Here is a 16,988-nt window from a genome sequence, read left to right on the forward strand (position 1 = left end):
AGTTCTCGCGGCGGACCGATTGTCGCGCCACGTTTGTCGTAGACGCGCCTGCAGCATCCGCCGGACATCTTGCTAGCGGCAGAGATGACGGCGGCCATCCTTGCCGAGATAGGTGCCCGAGCGCGGGTCGTAGGACCGGTGGCGTTGCGAGCAGGCAATCTCCGCGCGGCTCGCCTCCGCGCGGCTGTTCGCGACGGCGCTGCCGAGCGTCGCGCTCGCGGCGACGGCGGCGCCCTTGGGTTCGTGATGGGGCCGGTAGCCGTATTGATAGCCGTGACGACGTCCGAGACCGGGGTGCCAGTCATGTCCGCCGCGCCAGTGCCGGTACGCGATGGTCTGAACTCCACCGGTGTCGGCGATTCCGGCTGCCGGGGCCGGATGAGCCGGCAGCATCGGCGCCGCGGTCGCGGATGTTGCGACGGACAGCGCGAGAGTTCCGACGGTCGCTGCGGCCGCAAGTTTTCGCAGGTTCATCTGCGTTGCTCCTTTCTGCGACCGAGATAGGAGAAGCCACGTTTTGCCACAACGGCCTGCTCTGCGTCACCGCGTCGCCTCAATCGGTGGCGCGACGTCGCATCGTTGCCATAAGGTCGCAGCGGCTCGACGAGCCGCTGCGATGTGTTGCTTGCGTCAGCGCGGCGGAACGACGCCGTTGGTCGACGGGGTCCGCTCGTTGCGCATGCCGGGCGGGCTCGACGCGCCCTGGCCGCCACGCTCCACATGGCTGGGACCACCGCCGCCGGCGGAGCTGCCCGAACCGGAGCCCGCGCCAGATGATCCCGCTGCACCGGCGCCCGCGCCACCGGCCCCGCCCGAGCCGGCGCCGCCGGCTCCAGATCCGCCGGCGCCTGCTCCGCCGGCGCCAGAACCACCTGCGCCGGATCCGCCGGCGCCCGCTCCGGCACCGCCGGATCCTCCACCTGCGCCGCCGCCCGATCCGCCGCCGCCACCGCCGCCTTGCGCGAAGGCCGCACCGACCGAGCCGGCCGCGATCACGGTCGCGGCGAGCAGCGTGAGAATTGTCTTTCGCATTGTTGCGCTCCTTGAGGTTTCACCAACCACCAATCGAGCGCGTTACACCGCGTTCCTAATTCTCACGGGCGCAAAGGTCGCGCCCCAGATCGCCTTCGTTCCGCGACGGAACAACCAGGCGCAACTAATCGATCAATGCGTCGAGCAGCGCGTCTGGACATTCCGCCATCATCGTATGTCCCGCACCCGGCAGCACGATCGTGCGCGACTGCGCGATCGCCGCGGCCAGCGCCTTGCCGGCCTTCACCGGCGTCATCATGTCCTTCTCGCCGAGGATGAGACGCGTCGGCACCGTGATCCTGGCCGCCGCTGCCAGCGCATCCTGATAGTTGTTGCAGGCGGAGAGATCGTTGAACAGCACGCCCGGCGCACAGCGCTCCAGCGTCGCCTGCGCGCCGCCATGCATCCACAGGCCGGGCGCGCGGCTGCCGCCGAGCTCGGCTGCAAAGCCGAGACCCCAGATCGAGACCATGTCGATCGCGCTGTGATCATTGGCTTCCGCGGCCTTCAGCAGATCCGGCCCGACGGTCATCGCGGCTGCGGTGCCGATCAGACTCAGCGCCGAGACGCGATCCGGATGGCGCGCGGCGGCGTCGAGCGCGATCAGCGAGCCCATCGAATGGCCGATCAGATGCGCCGGCTTCGCGTCCACCGCCTGCAACAGCGCGACGATCCAGTCAGCCATCGCGGCGATCGTCGGCAGCGCCGGGCCGGCGGAGCGGCCATGGCCGGGCAGGTCGGGGGCCAGCACGGCAAAGCCGTGATGGGCGAACCAGCGGCTGTGCAGCGCCCAGACCGAATGGTCGAAGCCGGCGCCGTGCACGAAGACGACGGCGGGGAGGGGGGCATCGAACGCGCGGCCGCCGGTCGCCACGAACACCTCGCGGTCCTGGATGGACAGTTGCATGGCTCACACCTTCTGCGAGGCGCGCAGCGCCTGTCCGAGATCGTCGATGATGTCAGAGGCCGCCTCGATGCCGACCGACAGCCGGATCAGCTCCTCGCCGATTCCCGCCGCCGCGAGCTGCGCCGCGTCCATCTGCTGATGCGTGGTGGAGGCCGGATGAATCACCAGCGTCTTGGCGTCGCCGACATTGGCGAGATGGCTGATCAGCTTCAGGCTCTCGATGAACTTGCGGCCCGCGGGGCGGCCGCCCTTGATGCCGAACGAGACAATCGAGCCGGCGCCGCGCGGCAAGAGCTCCCTGGCGAGCGCGTGGTCCGGATGCGTCTCCAGCGAGGGATGCAGCACCCAGTCGACGGCCTTGTTTGCGGTGAGCGCGGAAAGCACCGCGGCCGTGTTGGCGACATGGCGCTCCATGCGCAGATGCAGGGTCTCGACGCCCTGCAGCAGATGAAAGGCGTTGGTGGGCGACAGGCAGGCGCCGAAATCGCGCAGGCCCTCGGTGCGCGCGCGCATGATGAAGGCGGCGGTTCCGAACTGCTCGTCGAAGACGATGCCGTGATAGCCGGCATAGGGCTCGGTGAGCTGCGGAAACTTGCCCGACGCCCGCCAGTCGAAGCGGCCGCCATCGATGAGGGCGCCGCCGATCGCGATGCCATGGCCGCCGAGCCATTTGGTCGCCGAATGCATCACGATGTCCGCGCCTTGCGCGATCGGCTGGCTGAGATAGGGGGTGGCGAAGGTGTTGTCGATCAGCAGCGGGATGCCGGCGGCGTGCGCGATCGCCGAGACCTTGGGAATATCCAGCACCTCGAGGCCGGGATTGCCCAGCGTCTCGCCGATGACGAGGCGCGTGTTCGGCTTGATCGCGGCGCTGAAGCCATCGAGGTCGCGCGGCTTGACGAAGCTCGTGGTGATGCCGAACCGCGGCAGCGTGTGCGCCAGCAGGTTTATGGTGCCGCCATAGAGCGAGGACGAGGCGACGATGTGGTCGCCGGCATTGAGGATGGTGGCGATCGCCAGATGCAGCGCCGCCTGGCCGCTCGCGGTGCAGACCGCGCCGACGCCGCCTTCCAGCGCCGCAAGGCGCTCCTCGAGCACCGCCGTGGTCGGGTTGGAGATGCGGGTGTAGATGTGGCCGGCGCGTTCGAGATTGAACAGAGCTGCCGCGTGCTCGGTATCGTCGAACACGTAGGATGTGGTCTGATAGATCGGCACCGCACGGGCGCCGGTCGCGGGATCCGGATGCTGGCCCGCATGCAGGCTCAGTGTCTCGAAGGCAGGCGGTTTCGGCGGCGGCATGCGGATCTCGGCTCTCGTCTGACGATGGTCCCGCTTTCTGCCACAGATTTCACCGGGCGTCAGGGGCGGCGCATCACGCCGTCCCTGAACGCGTCGCGTCGTCAGCCGAAGCTCTTCGGGAACAGGCCCGCCGCGGCGATCTCGGCAATGGCGAGTCGCGGGCTCGGCTTCTCGCGGTCCTTGAGCCCGGCCGGAAGCTTCTCGCCGTCGCCCTTGCGTCCCACCGCGATCGCGATCTCCACGGCGAAGCCGTCGGGCACGCCGAGCGCGGTCTGCGCGGCGGCGACGTCGAAGCCGCTCATGCCGTGGGTGGCCCAGCCCGACAACGCGGCCTGGTTGGCGAAGTTGGCCCAGGCGGCGCCGGCATCGAAGGAATGCGTGCGGGTCGGCGCCGGCTCGGTCTTGCCGGCCGGAATGAAGGTTTTCTTGGAGATCACGTAGACCAGCGCGGCGGCGTGCTGCGCCCAGCCGCGGTTGAATTCGATCAGCGGCGCCAGGAAGGTGTCGAATTCAGCCGAGCCGCGCAGCGCGTAGAGGAAGCGCCAGGGCTGTGAATTATAGGAAGAGGGCGCCCAGCGCGCCGCCTCGATGAAGGTAAGCAGCGCGCTCTCCGGCAGCGCCTCGTCGGTGAAGCCGCGCGGCGACCAGCGGTCGACGAAGATGCGATGTGCCGGATGCTCGGTGGTGCGGTCGGTCGGCGCGGGAAGATGGGCAGTCACAGTCGTCTCCTTGCAGTCAGGCCCGCCGTCGGGCTGCGTGCGCCGCTTCGTTGCGGCGCACGGTTCCGTCGCATCTTTGGCTCACGGCGCCTTCGGAGTCCAGATCGCCAGCGCCGAGGTATCGACCTTCGCAGGAAGAACCCGCTCGGCGAGAAAAGCGTCGGCGATCTTCTGCTGCTCCGACAGGCCGGCCGGGGTCACGGCGCCGACCTGGTAGGAGCGGTGGCTGTTGGCCTCCTCGACGGTGGCCGCATCGATCCCCCAGAGCGCGGCGAGCTGGCCCGCCGCCGCGGCCGGATTGGCTTTCACCCATTTGCCGGTCTCGACGAGCTTGCCATAGATGACGTTGAGCGCATCGCCGTGTTTGGCGGCGTAGTCGGCGGAAGCGAGGTAGTAGCGCTTGTAGCTGGCGAGCCCGTCGCTGCCGTCGGCGAGCACGCGCGCGCCGGACTGGCGGATCGTGCTGGTCAGGAACGGATCCCAGGCGACCCAGGCGTCGACATTGTTGCTGACGAAGGCGGTGCGGCCGTCGGCCGGCGGCAGATAGGCCGGCGTGATGTCCTTGAAGGACAGGCCAGCCTTGGCGAGTGCCGACAGCAGCAGATAATGACTGCCGGCGCCCTTGGTCACGGCAATCTTCTTGCCCTTGAGGTCGGCGAGAGTCTTCACCGGCGAGGCGGTCGCCACGAGGATCGCCTGTGCCGACGGCGACGCGGCTTCCTCCGCGACATAAGCGAGCTTGGCACCGGCAGCTTGCGCGAACACCGGAACGGTGTCGGCGACATCGGCGCCGACATCGATGCTGCCGATGTTGATGGCCTCCAGCAGCGGCAGGCCGCTGGAGAATTCGTGCCAGGAGATCTTGATGTCGAGCGGCGCCAGCGCCTTCTCCAGCTCGCCATTGGTCTTCAACAGCGCGATCAGGGTCGAGGATTTCTGGTAGCCGATGCGCAGCGTCTCGGCGGCTCCGGCCGGTGTGATCGTGAGCGCGCTGAGTAGGGCCACGCTTGCCGCCAGCAGGGCGCGACGGGCAAGCTGCCATGGCCGCGCGTGCGGAGGCCGGGGGGCGGAAGAGGGGATCATGTGCGGAAATCTCCTGACAGTCATCGATGCGGGTCTGATCGGATCAATCGCAGGATCGTTTATCCCTTGCAATTTTGCAGATCGGCCGGAATGGAGGCGAACATTCTTCATTCGATGCCAATGCGAGAAATCTGTTGCTGTTTCGCATCCCCAGGTAGCCGCTCGCAGCCTCGCGGCGTGCTTGGCGCCCGAGCTATGTCTGCCGTTCGTCCCTCCCGGAAGGAGAGGGCGCAGGGAAGGCCGGGCGTCGACTGACACCCATGGCCCGCGTGCAACAAAAAAGCACGCGGCGGTCACCACAGGATCAGCCGGACATCCGGCCTTCCCTGCGCGATGGGCTTACGGCTTATACGCGATCTCCCCGGTGCGCCGGGCTTTCTGGCCACCGTTGCGCATGATGCTTGCGCATCAGCGCGTGATACTAGCGTCGGAGTATCAGGACCACGCGACTTCGCCGTCCGGCTCCCCTCGTACGTCGGCGCGCTTGACGCACGCTGCGACGAGAACCGGCCACCGCATCCCACCCAACGCTTCGTGACGTTCGCGACAGCGCCCCTCGATCGGACGGGATGCGCGGATATGATCATGATTTCGGTAAAAAAGAAACAAGAATATTTTTCGCAGCGGGACTGGACAGGGCAAATCAGCTTGAGATCGCTGGGGATTATCGGGTGTTCGCGCATCAGGAAAAGCAGTTGTCGACGCAACCGATCCCGGCGGGGCCGGTGCAACCTCTCCCCGCCCTTTGCGGGGAGAGGTCGGATTGCGCAGCAATCCGGGTGAGGGGCATGGCACATCCGTAGCCTCGATCGCGAGTCCATCGGACGTGCACGTCAATGTGAGACGTGCTGTGCATGATAGATAGCAGGCCTCGGAAGGTGAGCCGCGTGCAGAGACGCCGCACCGCCCGCGTGCCCCTCACCCCAACCCTCTCCCCGTGAAGAACGGGGAGAGGGAGCACACCGCACGAGCCGAAATGGCGTGGATTGCGAGGTAGGAAGACGGCAAACGCGCGTTCCTACCTGGCAAACGATGTCGTTAAGCGGCGCTGCCACATCGGCGGCCTCAGGTGGCCCCGGCGGATGGCGAGGAGGAGAAGGATGACGCCAGCGGTGGTGCAGAACACCAGCGCGACCACCGAATGCTCCATGCCGAACGCGCCGCCGGTCAGCAGCTCCGGTCCCTCGATGGTGGCCTTCAGCAGGCCTGGATCGCTCACGGCACCGGAGACGACGCCGGAGAAGACCGCCGACTGGAAGTAGTTCCACGCCATGTGGAAGCCCATGCAGATCCACAGGCGACGGGTGACGAGATAGGCCGCGGACAGGAGCAGCCCGGCCTCGATGCTGATGTAGATGGCACCGCCCAGCGTCGCCCCCGGGTTCGTCAGATGAAGGAGCCCGAACGCGAGCGATGAGACCAGGATTCCGACCCAGCTTCCGAACATGTCCTCGACCGATCGGAACAGGACGCCGCGGAACAGCAGCTCTTCGAACACGCCCGACTTGATCGCCATCGAAAGGTTGGGAAGCAGGAACAGCACGGGATTGAATCCCTCGACCTTGTAGATGCCGAGCAGCATCAGGACTGTCGCGCTCGCGGTGTAAAGGCCCGCGCCACACAGCGCGCCGATGGCCCATTCGCGGCCGAGTCCGGGCGTCGAAAGCTCGGTCGCCTCGCGTCGGTCGATGAATGTCTGATAGGCCACGTACACGCCGATCGCAGCAACACCCAGCACGATCTGGATGACCGCGTTCAGCACGGGTGACTCGTGGAATTGCTCGAGACGGGCCTGGGCCCATCCCATGAAGTAGAACAGGGCAGCTCCCAGGACGATGAGGCGGGTCAGCGGAAACTGCAGAATGCGCTGCCAGAGCGGCTGACCGGAAAGGCTGATATCCGTCATGTAAAAAACGTCTCCCCCAGATTTGAACCTGCTCGCTCCAGACGCGCCTCGCGGCGACAATGGCGACGACATGGTCCATCGTCCCCGCGCCGCCAGATCCAACCGTCTTTCGGGTCTGACGGCCTCTCGGTATCGGTCTTTGCGGTTTTGCTTGGCAGGTGACCGCACGGAGAGCCCCGGCAAGCAGGGTGCCGCATCTCCTCTCTCATTTGATATGAGGCGCAGGGTCATGCCGCAATCCACTTTGCGACGCCGGACCTGCTGGCGCGGCGTGTTTGCGGACGTTGGCTCGGTCATATGCTGCTTATCAGGCACTGACCCCCGGTGCATCCGCGGGGCGAGCCCGCGCCTGTCGGAGACGCGCCGGTTGCGGGACTACCGGGCCTTACGCCTCCCGGGCTTGTCTGCGGTCGTGAGGTACGCGCTGAACATGTCCGCCATCGCATCGGCATAGGCCGATATCTCGGCGCGGCTGCGCGGCGTCTCCGAGAAGTGCTTGCCGACTTGGGCGAGCGTCGTCTTGATCAAATCGGTGGCGCGCGCCCGCTCAGCCGGCTGGGCGTGTGGCAGCGCCTCGCGCATGAACGCCAGCATGGCGCGGCGGCCGCTCGCCTGGGCGGCTTTCGATTCCGGCGCATCGCGATACAGTGGCGCGGCGTCGTCGAGCGCGCCGCGAATGGCCGCCTCGTCGCATTCCGATTGCAGGAAGGCGTGGACCAGCGCGCGGAGCCGCACGAGCGGTGGACGGCTGGTGTCCTCGAGGATGCCGGTGAGCAGCGCGGAGGTCTGCCGCCACTCGTCGCTCTGCAGCCGGAACAGGATCGCCGCCTTGTTGGGGAAGTACTGATACAGCGAGCCGACGCTGACGCCGGCCTTTTCGGCGACGCGGGCGGTGGTGAAACGCTGCGCGCCCTCGCTCGTCAAAACCTGAACAGCGGCCTGCAGAATCGCCGAGACGAGATCCGCGGAGCGCGCCTGTTGCGGCTGTTTTCTCGCGGCAATCGAGGCTTTTCGAGCTGGCGCCATGACTGGATCCGGAATGCGATTAGCGAATGCGAATGATTAGTCGTATTTTGACGGGGAGGCAAACACCCACGCGAAACACGGAGACGATTCATGATCACCCTCACCACCGCGCCCGTGGCGCCGCTGCTGGATCGCCTGCTGGCCGAGGCCGCGCGGCTGCGCCCGGAGACGAGCCCGGTCTTTGCCGGCATGGCCGAGCGCGGCGAAGAGCTGATGCGCAGCAAGTCCGGCCATGTCGAGCTCTACGCGCAACTGAAGGACTTTCCGCTGCCGGTCTCGCGTGACACCGGCACGCTGCTCTACATGCTGGCGCGCAGCTTCGCCGCGAAATCGATCGTCGAATTCGGCACCTCGTTCGGGATCTCGACGTTATTTCTAGCCGCGGCGTTGCGCGACAATGGCGGCGGCCGGCTGATCACCACCGAGTTCGAAGCATCGAAGGTTGCGCGGGCCCGCGCCAACCTGGCCGAAGGCGGCTTGGCCGACCTGGTCGAGATCCGACAGGGCGATGCGTTGCAGACGCTGCTCGCCGATCTGCCGGAGACCATCGACCTGGTGCTGCTCGACGGCGCCAAGCCGCTGTATGGCGACATCCTGGCGCTGCTCGAGAGCCGGCTCAGTGCGGGCGCGTTCATCGTCGCCGACAATGCCGATTATTGTCCGGAGTATCTCGCTCATGTCCGCTCGCCGGCGAACGGCTATCTCTCGGTGCCGTTCGGCGACGAGGTCGAATTGTCGATGCGGATCGGGTGAGGGCAGGCGCGCATTGCCCGCATCAGCGCCACGGCCGTGATCATCGGCGGCCGCCAGCGCTGGCGGCCGATCAGCTGTAGCCGCAATCGGCGATGCGGATTCTCGAGCCGATCGCCGCGGTTTTCACGCCGGTGGGACGAGGGCCTGGAAATGTGCGGCGATGTCGGCGCGGCGCGCGATCCAGACGCGGTCGCCGAGATCGGCGAGCCTGGCGAGAATTGTCTCGACGGCGGCGAACCGCGCCGGCCGGCCGGTGATGCGCAGGTGGAAGCCGATCGTCAGCAGCGAGGACGCGCCACGGCCGGCCTCGGCGAGCAGCGTGCGCAGCGCCGAGGCCACGTAGTTCGAGAAATCTTCGGGCTGCACGAAGCCGTTGGGATGGAAGAACTTCATGTCGTTGGTATCGAAGCCGTAGGGGAGCACGAGCAGCGGCCGGCCTGCCGCGCGGGTCCAATAGGGCAGGTCGTCATCGAGCGCATTGCAGTCATAGGCGAAGCCGAGCTCGGCCAGCAGGTCGCGCGTCCACGGGCTCTGGCTGCCGCGTGTCATGAAGCCCACGGGCCGCACGCCGGTCGCGGATGTGATGATGTCGCGCGTGCGCTCGATGTCGCGGCGCTCGGTGTCCGCGTCGGTATAGAGCGCGTGCGGCAGCCAGCGCCAGCCATGCACGGCCGGCTCGTGGCCGCACTCGACCGCAACGCGCGCCAGATCGGGCACCCGCTCGACAGCGCGGCCGCACATCATCAGCGTCGCGCACATGTTGCGCGCGGAGAAGGCGTCGAGGAAGCGCCACAGACCGACGCGCATCCCGTAATCGAACACCTGCTCCTGAACGAGGTCGCGCGCGCCGGACGGCAGCGTCGGCTGCACCTCGCCGTAGCGCTCGGTCTCGGCGTCCCCCTGTTCGACGGCGAGTTCGGCGCCTTCCTCGAAATTGATCACCAGCGATACCGCAAGGCGGGCGCCGTTGGGCCAGACGATGTCCGGGCGCTGCCGGCCATAGCCGCGGAGGTCTCGGATGATGGTCATCTCTCGGGTGTCCCGAAGCTGCGGCTGACTCCGCCGAGCGCCTCGGCGCAGACGAGGCCAATCAGGGTGAGAACCACGATGACGCCGGAGACGGCGGCAACGCGGACGTCGAGGCTGCCTTCGAGAATCGCCCAGAGCTTGATCGGCAGCACCTCGGTGCGCGCGTCCGCCAGGAACAGCGAGACCGGCACGTTGTCGAACGAGGACAGGAACGCAACGAGGCTGCCTGCGACGATGCCGCGGCGGATCAGCGGCAAGGTGATGCGGCGGAAGGTGTACCAGCGGCTGGCCCCGAGGCTGAGCGAGCAGGTGACGAGCACCGGATCGAGCTCCTGGACGGCGGCCCCGACCATGCGGATCACGAACGGCACGCAGACGATGGTGTGGCCGAGCACCAGCGTGGAGAATGACAGCCGGATGCCGATGACATTGAAGACCAGCAGCAGCGACAGGCTGAAGGCCATCGCGGGCAGCACCATCGGCGACATGAACAGCGCGTCGAGCATGCGGGCGATCCGCAGCCTGCTGCGCGCGATGCCGAGTGCGGCGGCGCTGCCGAGCACGGCAGACATCACCGTGGTGCACAGCGCGACCTTCAGGCTGGTGAGCGCCGGCGCGAGGATCTCGGGGGAGCGCAGCAGCTCGACATACCAGCGCGTCGACCAGCTCGGTGGCGGAAATTTCAGCGTCATGCCCGAGGTCAGCGAGATGATGAGCACGACGAGGGTCGGGGCGAGCAGCAGCAGCGCGGAGGCGATCGCGATCACGGCGATCGACGCACCATAGATCCGGTCGGTCAGGTCACGCTGCATCGAGGCCTCGCGTCATCCGCCGCGCGGTCGCGCCGATGATTGCGACGACGCCGATCACCGCCGCGGTGAAGACCAGCGACAGCGCCGCGGCGAACGGCCAGTCCTGAACGCCCATCGACTGCTGATAGATGTAGCTCGGCATCAGGATGATGCGGCCGCCGCCGACCAGCGTCTGCGTGATGAAGGCGGTCGCGGCCGCCGCGAACACGAGCAGGCCGCCCGCGACCGCGCCGGGCAGCGTCAGCGGCAGGATCACGGTGAAGAACACGCGGAAGCGGCCGGCGCCGAGGCCCTCGGCGGCCTTGGCGAGATTGCCGTCGAGCCGCAGCAGGCTGTTGATGATCGGCAGCGCCATTAGCGGCAGCTGGATCTGGGTCAGCGCCAGCACCAGGCCGCCCCAGCTGTAGAGCAGGCGGGCCGGGCTGTCCCACAGGCCGAGCGACAGCATCGTCGCATTGACGATGCCGTCACGGCCGAGGATGACGATCCAGGCGAAGGTGCGGACCACGGTGCTGGTCAGCAGCGGCAGCAGGATCAGGAAGGTGAGAACGGTCCGGATCAGCGCGCCGCTGGCGAGGTAGACCAGCGCCAGCGGATAGGCGAGCACGAGCGAGCACAGCGCGACTTCGAGCCCCAGCATCACCGTGTCCGCCAGCACGCGCAGGCTGAACGGATCGGTGACGAAGCGCAGATACTGCACCGGCGACAGTTCGAGGAACTGCGGCGTGCGGTAGCAGCTGATCGCGAGCAGCGCGATCAGCGGCAGGACGAAGGCGCCGAGGAAGATCACAGCCAGCGGCAGCGCCGGCGCGAGCTCGCGGTGCGCAAGGAAGGAGCGCGACATCGGGACGGACGCCTAGATCTTGACGTCCTTGTTGAAGCGCGTGATCCACTCGCCGCGAAGGCCCTGGAACTTGGTCCAGTCCAGCAGCACGTTGCTCGCGATGAGATCGTCGACGCTCTTGGCGACCGACAGGTTGGCGCCGGTCAGCGCGACGTTCTTGTTTGTCGGCATCATCACCCAGGGCGCGGCCTCCAGCCCCTTCTGCGCCTCCGTCGACATCACGGTGTCGAGATAGTCGAGCACGAGCTTCGGATCCTGGTTGTTCTTCACGATCTGCGCGCTGGAGCGGATGATGACGGCGCCGGATTTCGGCTTGGCGAAAGCGACGTCGACGCCCTTGGCGGCGAGCAGCGCGACATTGTTCCAGTAGTTGAAGGCGATATCGATCTCGCCCTGCTGGAACAGCGCCGCCAGCGCGCCCGGCGAATTGGCGATGGCGCCGACATTGGGCAGCAGCTTCTTCATCGCCTCGAACGCCGGCTCCAGATTGGTCTCCGAGCCGCCGTTGAGCTTGGCGATCTCGACCATGAAGGCGGTGCCGAGGGAGGAGCCCATGCCGGTAATGCCGACGCGGCCCTTGTATTCCGGCTTCCACAGATCCTCCCAGGAGGTTGGCGGCGTCGTGATCTTCTTCGGATTGTAGGCGATGCCGATCAGCTGCACCGTGACGACGGGGGCGTAGCCGTCGGGGTGACGGAACGCCTGCGGGATCTGCGCAAAGCTCTTCGACGTCTCGGCCGGGAATTTCTCGAGCACGCCGCTATTGATCGCCGGGATCAGCGGTCCCTCGTCGAACAGCACGACGTCGAACGGGGGAGCGTTGCGCGAGGCCTGGATCTTGCCGATCTGATCGACGCCGAGCAGGGGCGTGAAGGCGACGTCGCCGCCGCTGCTCTTCTGGAAGGCGGGCCCGACGACGGCGCGGAACGCTTCGTCGAAGCTGCCGGGATAGGTGGTGGCGACGATCGAGCCGGCCGCGCGGGCGCGCGACGGCAGCATGAGATGGGGCGCCGCGAGTGCGGCAGCGCCGGTGGCGAGCAGGCGGCGGCGGGACAGGTTCATGGCGGGACTCCTCAGGCTGCAGCGATGGAAGGGGGCGGCGCGTCGAAGACGTGCACCTTGGCGGGGTCGGTGATCGTGAGCCACGCGGGCTGGCCCGGCCGTCCCGCCCAGGCGGCGCGGGACTGGCTGACCTTGATGGCTTCGCCCGCGGCGGTGGCGCATTCGATGACGCTGACCGCGCCAAGCGGCATCGCGACGCGGATCGTCACGGGAATCGCTCCGGGGCCGTCGTGATCGGACAGCGTCAGATTCTCAGGGCGCACCGAGACGGTGACGCCGCCATTGCCCGCGCGGCGCTCGGCCTGCGGCAGCACCAGCGCGCCGCCGGCGGCGAGCGTCACGACACCGGGCCGGTCGCCGAGGCTGCCCTTGAGGAAATTGGCGTGGCCGATGAAGCCGTTCACGAACGGGCTGGCGGGAGCATCATAGAGCGCGTCCGGCGTGTCGATCTGCTCGATGCGGCCCTTGTTGAGCACGACGATGCGATCGGCCATCGACAGCGCCTCCTCCTGATCGTGCGTCACCAGGATCGAGGTGACGCCGCAGCTCTTGAGCAGGCTCTTGATCTCGATCTGCATGTCGAGCCGGAGATTCTTGTCGAGCGCCGAGAACGGCTCGTCGAGCAGCACCAGCACCGGATCGATCGCGAGCGCGCGCGCCAGCGCGACGCGCTGCTGCTGGCCGCCGGACAGTTGGCGCGGGAAGCGGCCTGCGAAGCCCGCCATCTGCACGCGCGCCAGCATCTCGTCGACGCGGCTCGTCACCAGCGCGCCGGGCACCTTCCGCGCGCGCAGGCCATAGGCGACGTTCTCGGCGACGGTGAGGTGGGGAAACAGCGCGTAGTTCTGGAACACCATGCCGATGCGCCGCCGATTGGCGGGGGTGTGATCGACCCGTACGCCGTCGAAGGTGACGGCGCCGCGGCTCGGCTGCAGGAAGCCGGCGATGATCTGCAGCAAGGTGGTCTTGCCGCAGCCGGACGGACCGAGCAGGGCGATCAGCTCACCCGGCGCGACTGCGAGATCGATGGTGTCGAGCGCCACCGTCGTACCGAACCGGTGGCCGATGCCGCGGAGCGCCAGCGCACAGCCGCGCGCCTGCGGGGGCGACGTCACATTCTGCATCATCATTGCGGGATCGGGCTCGCGCATCTCCATTGCCGGGGGATGTCAGCAAGCGGCGTGCCAGTGATGGCGTTTATTCAAGCTCATGAAAGTGCGAGGGTATTTTTATGGCGCCAAGAATTGGCGCCAATTTATTGGTGAGATTGGTGACAAAACATGCGTCCTCTGGTGCAAGAAGCGGCAGGCGGGATGTTTTCAATTCCGCGCTCATTCGCTAGATGAAGAGCATGACAAGGACTCGCGCCAAAGCCCGCGCCGGGAAGCGGCCGCCCGCAGCCGCGAAGCGGCGCCCCGCGGCCAAGCCGGAGCCCGAGGCGATCGATCCGCGCAGCATGGACGACGATCCCGTCGTGCAGGGCATTCTCACGGCGATCAGCCAGAAGCGGCTCAAGCCGGGCACCAAGCTCGGCGAGGACCGTCTGGCGCACGCCCTCGGCACCACGCGCATCCATGTCCGCCAGGCGCTGGCGCATCTCGCCTCGCGCAAGATCGTCGTGCAGTTTCCCAATCGCGGCGCCTTCGTCTCGCGGCCGACCTGGCAAGAGGCGCGCGAGATGTTCGCCGCGCGCCGCGTCATCGAGGCGGCGACGGTGGCGGCCGCGATCGACCGGCTCGACAAGCAGGGCAAGGCGCTCTTGAAGGCGCACATGGCGCGCGAAGCGGCCGACGACCGCAGCGACCGTTGGGCCTCGCTGTCGCTGACGGCCGATTTCCACATCCTGATCGCCCGATTGGCCGGCAACCACGTGCTGCTCGACATGGCGCGCGAGCTGATGCTGCGGACGTCGCTGGCGATCGCGACCTTCGAGCAGCCGGGCGAGCCGGACTGCTCGCCGGATTCCCATCCCGACATCGGTGAACTGGTGCTGGCCCGCGACAAGGCGGCGGCGGTCGCGGCCATGACGCATCACCTCGAGGACATCGAGCGCCGCATCCAGCCCCGCGACGGCGAGGGGGAGATGGACGAGCTGACTGCGATCTTCAGGGATCTCGGCGTGGCTGTTGTGCGCCATGACGACTGAACCCGTGATACGGCCCGTGCCGCGCATCCTGCTGATCAATCCGAACAGCTCGGCAGCGACCACAGCCATGATGGTGTCGATTGCGCGTGCGTGCTGCACCAGCCGGGCCGAATTGGTCGGCGCGACCGCGACGCGGGCCCCGAGCATGATCGTCGATGCCGAGGCCCTGACCGCCTCGGCCACTGAAGTCGTCGAAATCGCCCAGCGACAGCTCGACGCCTGTGACGGCATCATCGTCGCCGCGTTCGGCGATCCCGGTGCGGCCGCGATCCGCGCCGCGATGGCCGTGCCGGTGGTCGGCATCGGCGAGGCGTCGATGCGGGAGGCGGCGCTGGGCGGCCGGCGCTTCGGGATCGCCACCGTGACGCCCGCCCTGGTCGCGAGCATCGCGGCGCTGGCCGAGGGCATCGGGCTGTCGGCGCAGTTCACCGGAACGCGCCTCACGCCGGGCGACCCCGCCGCACTTGCCGCCGATCCCGCGCGGCTTGCTGCCGCCCTGGCCGAGGCCGTGCGCGCCTGTATCGAACAGGATGGCGCCGAGGCCGTCATCATCGGCGGCGGGCCGCTCGCCCAGGCCGCCAATCAGCTGCAGCCGCAATTCGCGGTGCCGATCATCAAGCCGATCGCGGCGGCCGTGACGCAGCTGCTGGCGACGCTCGGCGTCTGAACGCCTTCATTATTGTTCCCATCGACGCGCCGCGCGCTGGCTCGCGCGCGGGCAGGGCGCGGCTTACAATTTCGGCATGAGTAATAAATTTTACGCTTTTAAGATTGGGCGTAATGAAACAGATTTCTCCGCGCCGGTGACCATCCAACGAATGCCCGCGATGCGGCGCGTTCATGCGAGGAGGAGCCAACGTGACGACAGCGGGTTTCATCGAGGCCCATGGCCTCTGGAGCGACGAGCAGAAGGCGGCCGCAGGCGAGGCGCTGGCCGCCGTCAAGGAAAAGGGCCTGCGCTGCATCCGCGTATCGGTCGCCGACCCGCAAGGCAAGCTGCGCAGCAAGACGCTGATGCCGGGGCCGTTTCACGCCGCGCTGAAGAACGGCATCGAGTTCACCAACGCGCAATACGGTTTCGATTCCGCCGAGGGCATCGCCTACAATCCGTTCATGGACGGCGGCGGCTTCGGCATGGCCGAGATGGCCGGCTTCGCCAACGTCATCCTGGTGCCCGATCCCACGACCTTCCGCGTGCTGCCCTGGTCGCCCGGCACCGGCTGGGTGCTCGGCGATCTCTATTTCCGCGACGGTCGTCCCGTGCCGTTCGATGCGCGCCACAAGCTGAAGGCGGCGCTCGCCGAGCTGGCGCGCGAGAAATACACCTTCATCACCGGCCTCGAGATCGAGTTCTACGTCACCAAGGTGCTCGATCCGAAGCTCGCGCCCGAGGACATGGGCACGCTCGGCGTGCCGCCGACGCCGCCGCTGGTCGAGGCCGCCGCGCGCGGCTTCTCCTACCAGGTCGAGGACAATCTCGATCGCATGGATGATTTTATCTGCACGCTCGCCGACCATTGCATGGCGCTCGATCTGCCGCTGCGCACGATGGAGAACGAGATGGGCCCGGGCCAGCTCGAATTCACCTTCGACGTCCAGACCGGCCTCAAGACCGCCGACACGATGTCGCTGTTCCGCTCGATGGTGAAGCAGGTCGCGACCCGCATGGGGCTGCATGCGACCTTCATGACGCGGCCGGGGCTGCCAAACTACGTCGCCAGCGGCTGGCATCTGCATCAGAGCCTCGCCACCGCCGACGGCCGCAACGCCTTCGCCTCGGAGCCCGGCTCGGGCGAGCTGCTCTCCGACGTCGGCCGCCACTTCGTCGGCGGCCTGCTCGAACACGCCGCGGCCGCCTCGGTGTTCACGACGCCGACCGTCAACGGCTATCGCCGCCGCAAGCCGAACTCGCTGGCGCCGGACCGTGCCACCTGGGGCTATGACAACCGCGCGGCGATGATCCGGGTGCAGGGCATGCCGGGCGAACAGTCGGCGCATATCGAGAACCGCATCGGCGAGCCCGGCGCCAATCCGTATCTGTACATCGCCTCGCAGGCGCTGGCGGGCCTCGACGGCCTGCGCCGCAAGCTCGATCCGGGTCCCTTGGAAACCAGCCCCTATACGGCCACCCACCGGCCGCTGCTGCCGACCAATCTGATGGAGGCGCTGGAGGCACTCAAGACCAGCAGCTACTTCCGCAGCCAGATGGGCGATGTCTTCGTCGACTGGCTGCTCGGGATGAAGCAGTGCGAGGTGAACCGCTTCCTCGCCGCCGAGCCGGATTGGCAGGCGACGCCGGACGACGTCACCGCCTGGGAGCATCGCGAATATTTCACGCGCTACTGACCGCGGCGCAGGACGCGGGCGCCA

Annotated in this window: 17 protein-coding genes; 4 read left to right on the forward strand and 13 right to left on the reverse strand. The window is 67.5% G+C overall.

Annotated features, from left to right (window positions below; translation table 11 throughout):
• Positions 1-72: 72 nt before the first annotated feature.
• The 8 genes from ACQR0Z_RS11700 to ACQR0Z_RS11735 all read right to left on the reverse strand — a co-directional run bounded on the left by ACQR0Z_RS11700 (position 73) and on the right by ACQR0Z_RS11735 (position 7,972).
• Positions 73-474, reverse strand: coding sequence for a BA14K family protein (locus ACQR0Z_RS11700; RefSeq protein WP_434918679.1), 402 nt, complete (start codon positions 472-474; stop codon positions 73-75).
• A 156-nt stretch (positions 475-630) separates the two neighbouring features.
• The gene (locus tag ACQR0Z_RS11705; protein WP_434861963.1) at positions 631-1,032 is read right to left on the reverse strand and encodes a hypothetical protein; all 402 of its coding nucleotides are present in this window, start codon (positions 1,030-1,032) and stop codon (positions 631-633) included.
• A gap of 124 nt (positions 1,033-1,156) precedes the next feature.
• The gene (locus ACQR0Z_RS11710; RefSeq protein WP_434918680.1) at positions 1,157-1,939 is read right to left on the reverse strand and encodes an alpha/beta fold hydrolase; all 783 of its coding nucleotides are present in this window, start codon (positions 1,937-1,939) and stop codon (positions 1,157-1,159) included.
• A 3-nt stretch (positions 1,940-1,942) separates the two neighbouring features.
• Complete coding sequence (locus ACQR0Z_RS11715; protein WP_434878271.1) at positions 1,943-3,238, reverse strand: O-acetylhomoserine aminocarboxypropyltransferase; 1,296 nt, start codon at positions 3,236-3,238, stop codon at positions 1,943-1,945.
• A gap of 101 nt (positions 3,239-3,339) precedes the next feature.
• Positions 3,340-3,957, reverse strand: coding sequence for a nitroreductase family protein (locus ACQR0Z_RS11720; RefSeq protein WP_434878270.1), 618 nt, complete (start codon positions 3,955-3,957; stop codon positions 3,340-3,342).
• Between the two features lie 81 nt (positions 3,958-4,038).
• Positions 4,039-5,040 carry an aliphatic sulfonate ABC transporter substrate-binding protein gene (locus ACQR0Z_RS11725; protein ID WP_434918681.1) on the reverse strand — a complete coding sequence of 334 codons (1,002 nt, stop codon included), beginning with the start codon at positions 5,038-5,040 and terminating at the stop codon, positions 4,039-4,041.
• Positions 5,041-6,058: 1,018 nt separating this feature from the next.
• Positions 6,059-6,946 (reverse strand): CPBP family intramembrane glutamic endopeptidase, encoded by an 888-nt coding sequence (locus tag ACQR0Z_RS11730; protein ID WP_434878267.1) that lies wholly within the window; start codon positions 6,944-6,946, stop codon positions 6,059-6,061.
• Positions 6,947-7,321: 375 nt separating this feature from the next.
• Entirely contained in the window at positions 7,322-7,972 is a 651-nt protein-coding gene (locus ACQR0Z_RS11735) for a TetR family transcriptional regulator (RefSeq protein ID WP_434918682.1), read from the reverse strand.
• A 90-nt stretch (positions 7,973-8,062) separates the two neighbouring features.
• On the opposite strand from ACQR0Z_RS11735, the gene ACQR0Z_RS11740 reads away from it, so the two are divergent.
• Entirely contained in the window at positions 8,063-8,725 is a 663-nt protein-coding gene (locus tag ACQR0Z_RS11740; protein WP_434918683.1) for an O-methyltransferase, read from the forward strand.
• Between the two features lie 123 nt (positions 8,726-8,848).
• Here ACQR0Z_RS11740 and ACQR0Z_RS11745 read toward each other — a convergent pair whose 3' ends face one another.
• The 5 genes from ACQR0Z_RS11745 to ACQR0Z_RS11765 are packed head-to-tail and all read right to left on the reverse strand — an operon-like array spanning position 8,849 to position 13,602.
• Positions 8,849-9,754 carry a polysaccharide deacetylase family protein gene (locus ACQR0Z_RS11745; RefSeq protein WP_434918684.1) on the reverse strand — a complete coding sequence of 302 codons (906 nt, stop codon included), beginning with the start codon at positions 9,752-9,754 and terminating at the stop codon, positions 8,849-8,851.
• Positions 9,751-10,566 (reverse strand): ABC transporter permease, encoded by an 816-nt coding sequence (locus ACQR0Z_RS11750; RefSeq protein ID WP_434918685.1) that lies wholly within the window; start codon positions 10,564-10,566, stop codon positions 9,751-9,753. Before ACQR0Z_RS11750 ends, ACQR0Z_RS11745 begins: the two co-directional genes overlap by 4 nt.
• Positions 10,556-11,410: an ABC transporter permease gene (locus tag ACQR0Z_RS11755; protein WP_434862402.1), complete on the reverse strand. Its 855-nt coding sequence runs from the start codon at positions 11,408-11,410 to the stop codon at positions 10,556-10,558. Before ACQR0Z_RS11755 ends, ACQR0Z_RS11750 begins: the two co-directional genes overlap by 11 nt.
• A gap of 12 nt (positions 11,411-11,422) precedes the next feature.
• Positions 11,423-12,472: an ABC transporter substrate-binding protein gene (locus tag ACQR0Z_RS11760; protein ID WP_434918686.1), complete on the reverse strand. Its 1,050-nt coding sequence runs from the start codon at positions 12,470-12,472 to the stop codon at positions 11,423-11,425.
• Positions 12,473-12,483: 11 nt separating this feature from the next.
• Complete coding sequence (locus tag ACQR0Z_RS11765; protein ID WP_434918687.1) at positions 12,484-13,602, reverse strand: ABC transporter ATP-binding protein; 1,119 nt, start codon at positions 13,600-13,602, stop codon at positions 12,484-12,486.
• A gap of 221 nt (positions 13,603-13,823) precedes the next feature.
• Between ACQR0Z_RS11765 and ACQR0Z_RS11770 the strand changes: the two genes are divergently transcribed.
• From ACQR0Z_RS11770 to ACQR0Z_RS11780, 3 genes are all read left to right on the forward strand, one after another.
• On the forward strand, positions 13,824-14,618 hold the full coding sequence (locus ACQR0Z_RS11770; protein WP_434918688.1) for a GntR family transcriptional regulator: 795 nt from the start codon (positions 13,824-13,826) through the stop codon (positions 14,616-14,618).
• The gene (locus ACQR0Z_RS11775; protein WP_434918689.1) at positions 14,608-15,285 is read left to right on the forward strand and encodes an aspartate/glutamate racemase family protein; all 678 of its coding nucleotides are present in this window, start codon (positions 14,608-14,610) and stop codon (positions 15,283-15,285) included. The genes ACQR0Z_RS11770 and ACQR0Z_RS11775 overlap by 11 nt, the downstream gene beginning before the upstream one ends.
• A 173-nt stretch (positions 15,286-15,458) precedes the next feature.
• On the forward strand, positions 15,459-16,964 hold the full coding sequence (locus ACQR0Z_RS11780) for a glutamine synthetase family protein (RefSeq protein ID WP_434918690.1): 1,506 nt from the start codon (positions 15,459-15,461) through the stop codon (positions 16,962-16,964).
• Positions 16,965-16,988 lie beyond the last annotated feature (24 nt).

Origin of the sequence: Bradyrhizobium sp. HKCCYLS3077 (genome assembly GCF_051167555.1) — a bacterium.
Taxonomy (GTDB): Bacteria; Pseudomonadota; Alphaproteobacteria; order Rhizobiales; family Xanthobacteraceae; genus Bradyrhizobium.

Bases quoted from the DNA above. Each gene is read 5' to 3' on its own strand.
- ACQR0Z_RS11750 (WP_434918685.1), bottom strand. From the start codon at position 10,566: ATGCAGCGTGACCTGACCGACCGGATCTATGGTGCGTCGATCGCCGTG.
- ACQR0Z_RS11760 (WP_434918686.1), bottom strand. From the start codon at position 12,472: ATGAACCTGTCCCGCCGCCGCCTGCTCGCCACCGGCGCTGCCGCACTC.
- ACQR0Z_RS11780 (WP_434918690.1), top strand. From the start codon at position 15,459: ATGCGAGGAGGAGCCAACGTGACGACAGCGGGTTTCATCGAGGCCCAT.
- ACQR0Z_RS11775 (WP_434918689.1), top strand. From the start codon at position 14,608: ATGACGACTGAACCCGTGATACGGCCCGTGCCGCGCATCCTGCTGATC.
- ACQR0Z_RS11700 (WP_434918679.1), bottom strand. From the start codon at position 474: ATGAACCTGCGAAAACTTGCGGCCGCAGCGACCGTCGGAACTCTCGCG.
- ACQR0Z_RS11745 (WP_434918684.1), bottom strand. From the start codon at position 9,754: ATGACCATCATCCGAGACCTCCGCGGCTATGGCCGGCAGCGCCCGGAC.
- ACQR0Z_RS11755 (WP_434862402.1), bottom strand. From the start codon at position 11,410: ATGTCGCGCTCCTTCCTTGCGCACCGCGAGCTCGCGCCGGCGCTGCCG.
- ACQR0Z_RS11715 (WP_434878271.1), bottom strand. From the start codon at position 3,238: ATGCCGCCGCCGAAACCGCCTGCCTTCGAGACACTGAGCCTGCATGCG.
- ACQR0Z_RS11765 (WP_434918687.1), bottom strand. From the start codon at position 13,602: ATGATGATGCAGAATGTGACGTCGCCCCCGCAGGCGCGCGGCTGTGCG.
- ACQR0Z_RS11735 (WP_434918682.1), bottom strand. From the start codon at position 7,972: ATGGCGCCAGCTCGAAAAGCCTCGATTGCCGCGAGAAAACAGCCGCAA.
- ACQR0Z_RS11725 (WP_434918681.1), bottom strand. From the start codon at position 5,040: ATGATCCCCTCTTCCGCCCCCCGGCCTCCGCACGCGCGGCCATGGCAG.
- ACQR0Z_RS11705 (WP_434861963.1), bottom strand. From the start codon at position 1,032: ATGCGAAAGACAATTCTCACGCTGCTCGCCGCGACCGTGATCGCGGCC.
- ACQR0Z_RS11740 (WP_434918683.1), top strand. From the start codon at position 8,063: ATGATCACCCTCACCACCGCGCCCGTGGCGCCGCTGCTGGATCGCCTG.
- ACQR0Z_RS11730 (WP_434878267.1), bottom strand. From the start codon at position 6,946: ATGACGGATATCAGCCTTTCCGGTCAGCCGCTCTGGCAGCGCATTCTG.
- ACQR0Z_RS11770 (WP_434918688.1), top strand. From the start codon at position 13,824: ATGACAAGGACTCGCGCCAAAGCCCGCGCCGGGAAGCGGCCGCCCGCA.
- ACQR0Z_RS11710 (WP_434918680.1), bottom strand. From the start codon at position 1,939: ATGCAACTGTCCATCCAGGACCGCGAGGTGTTCGTGGCGACCGGCGGC.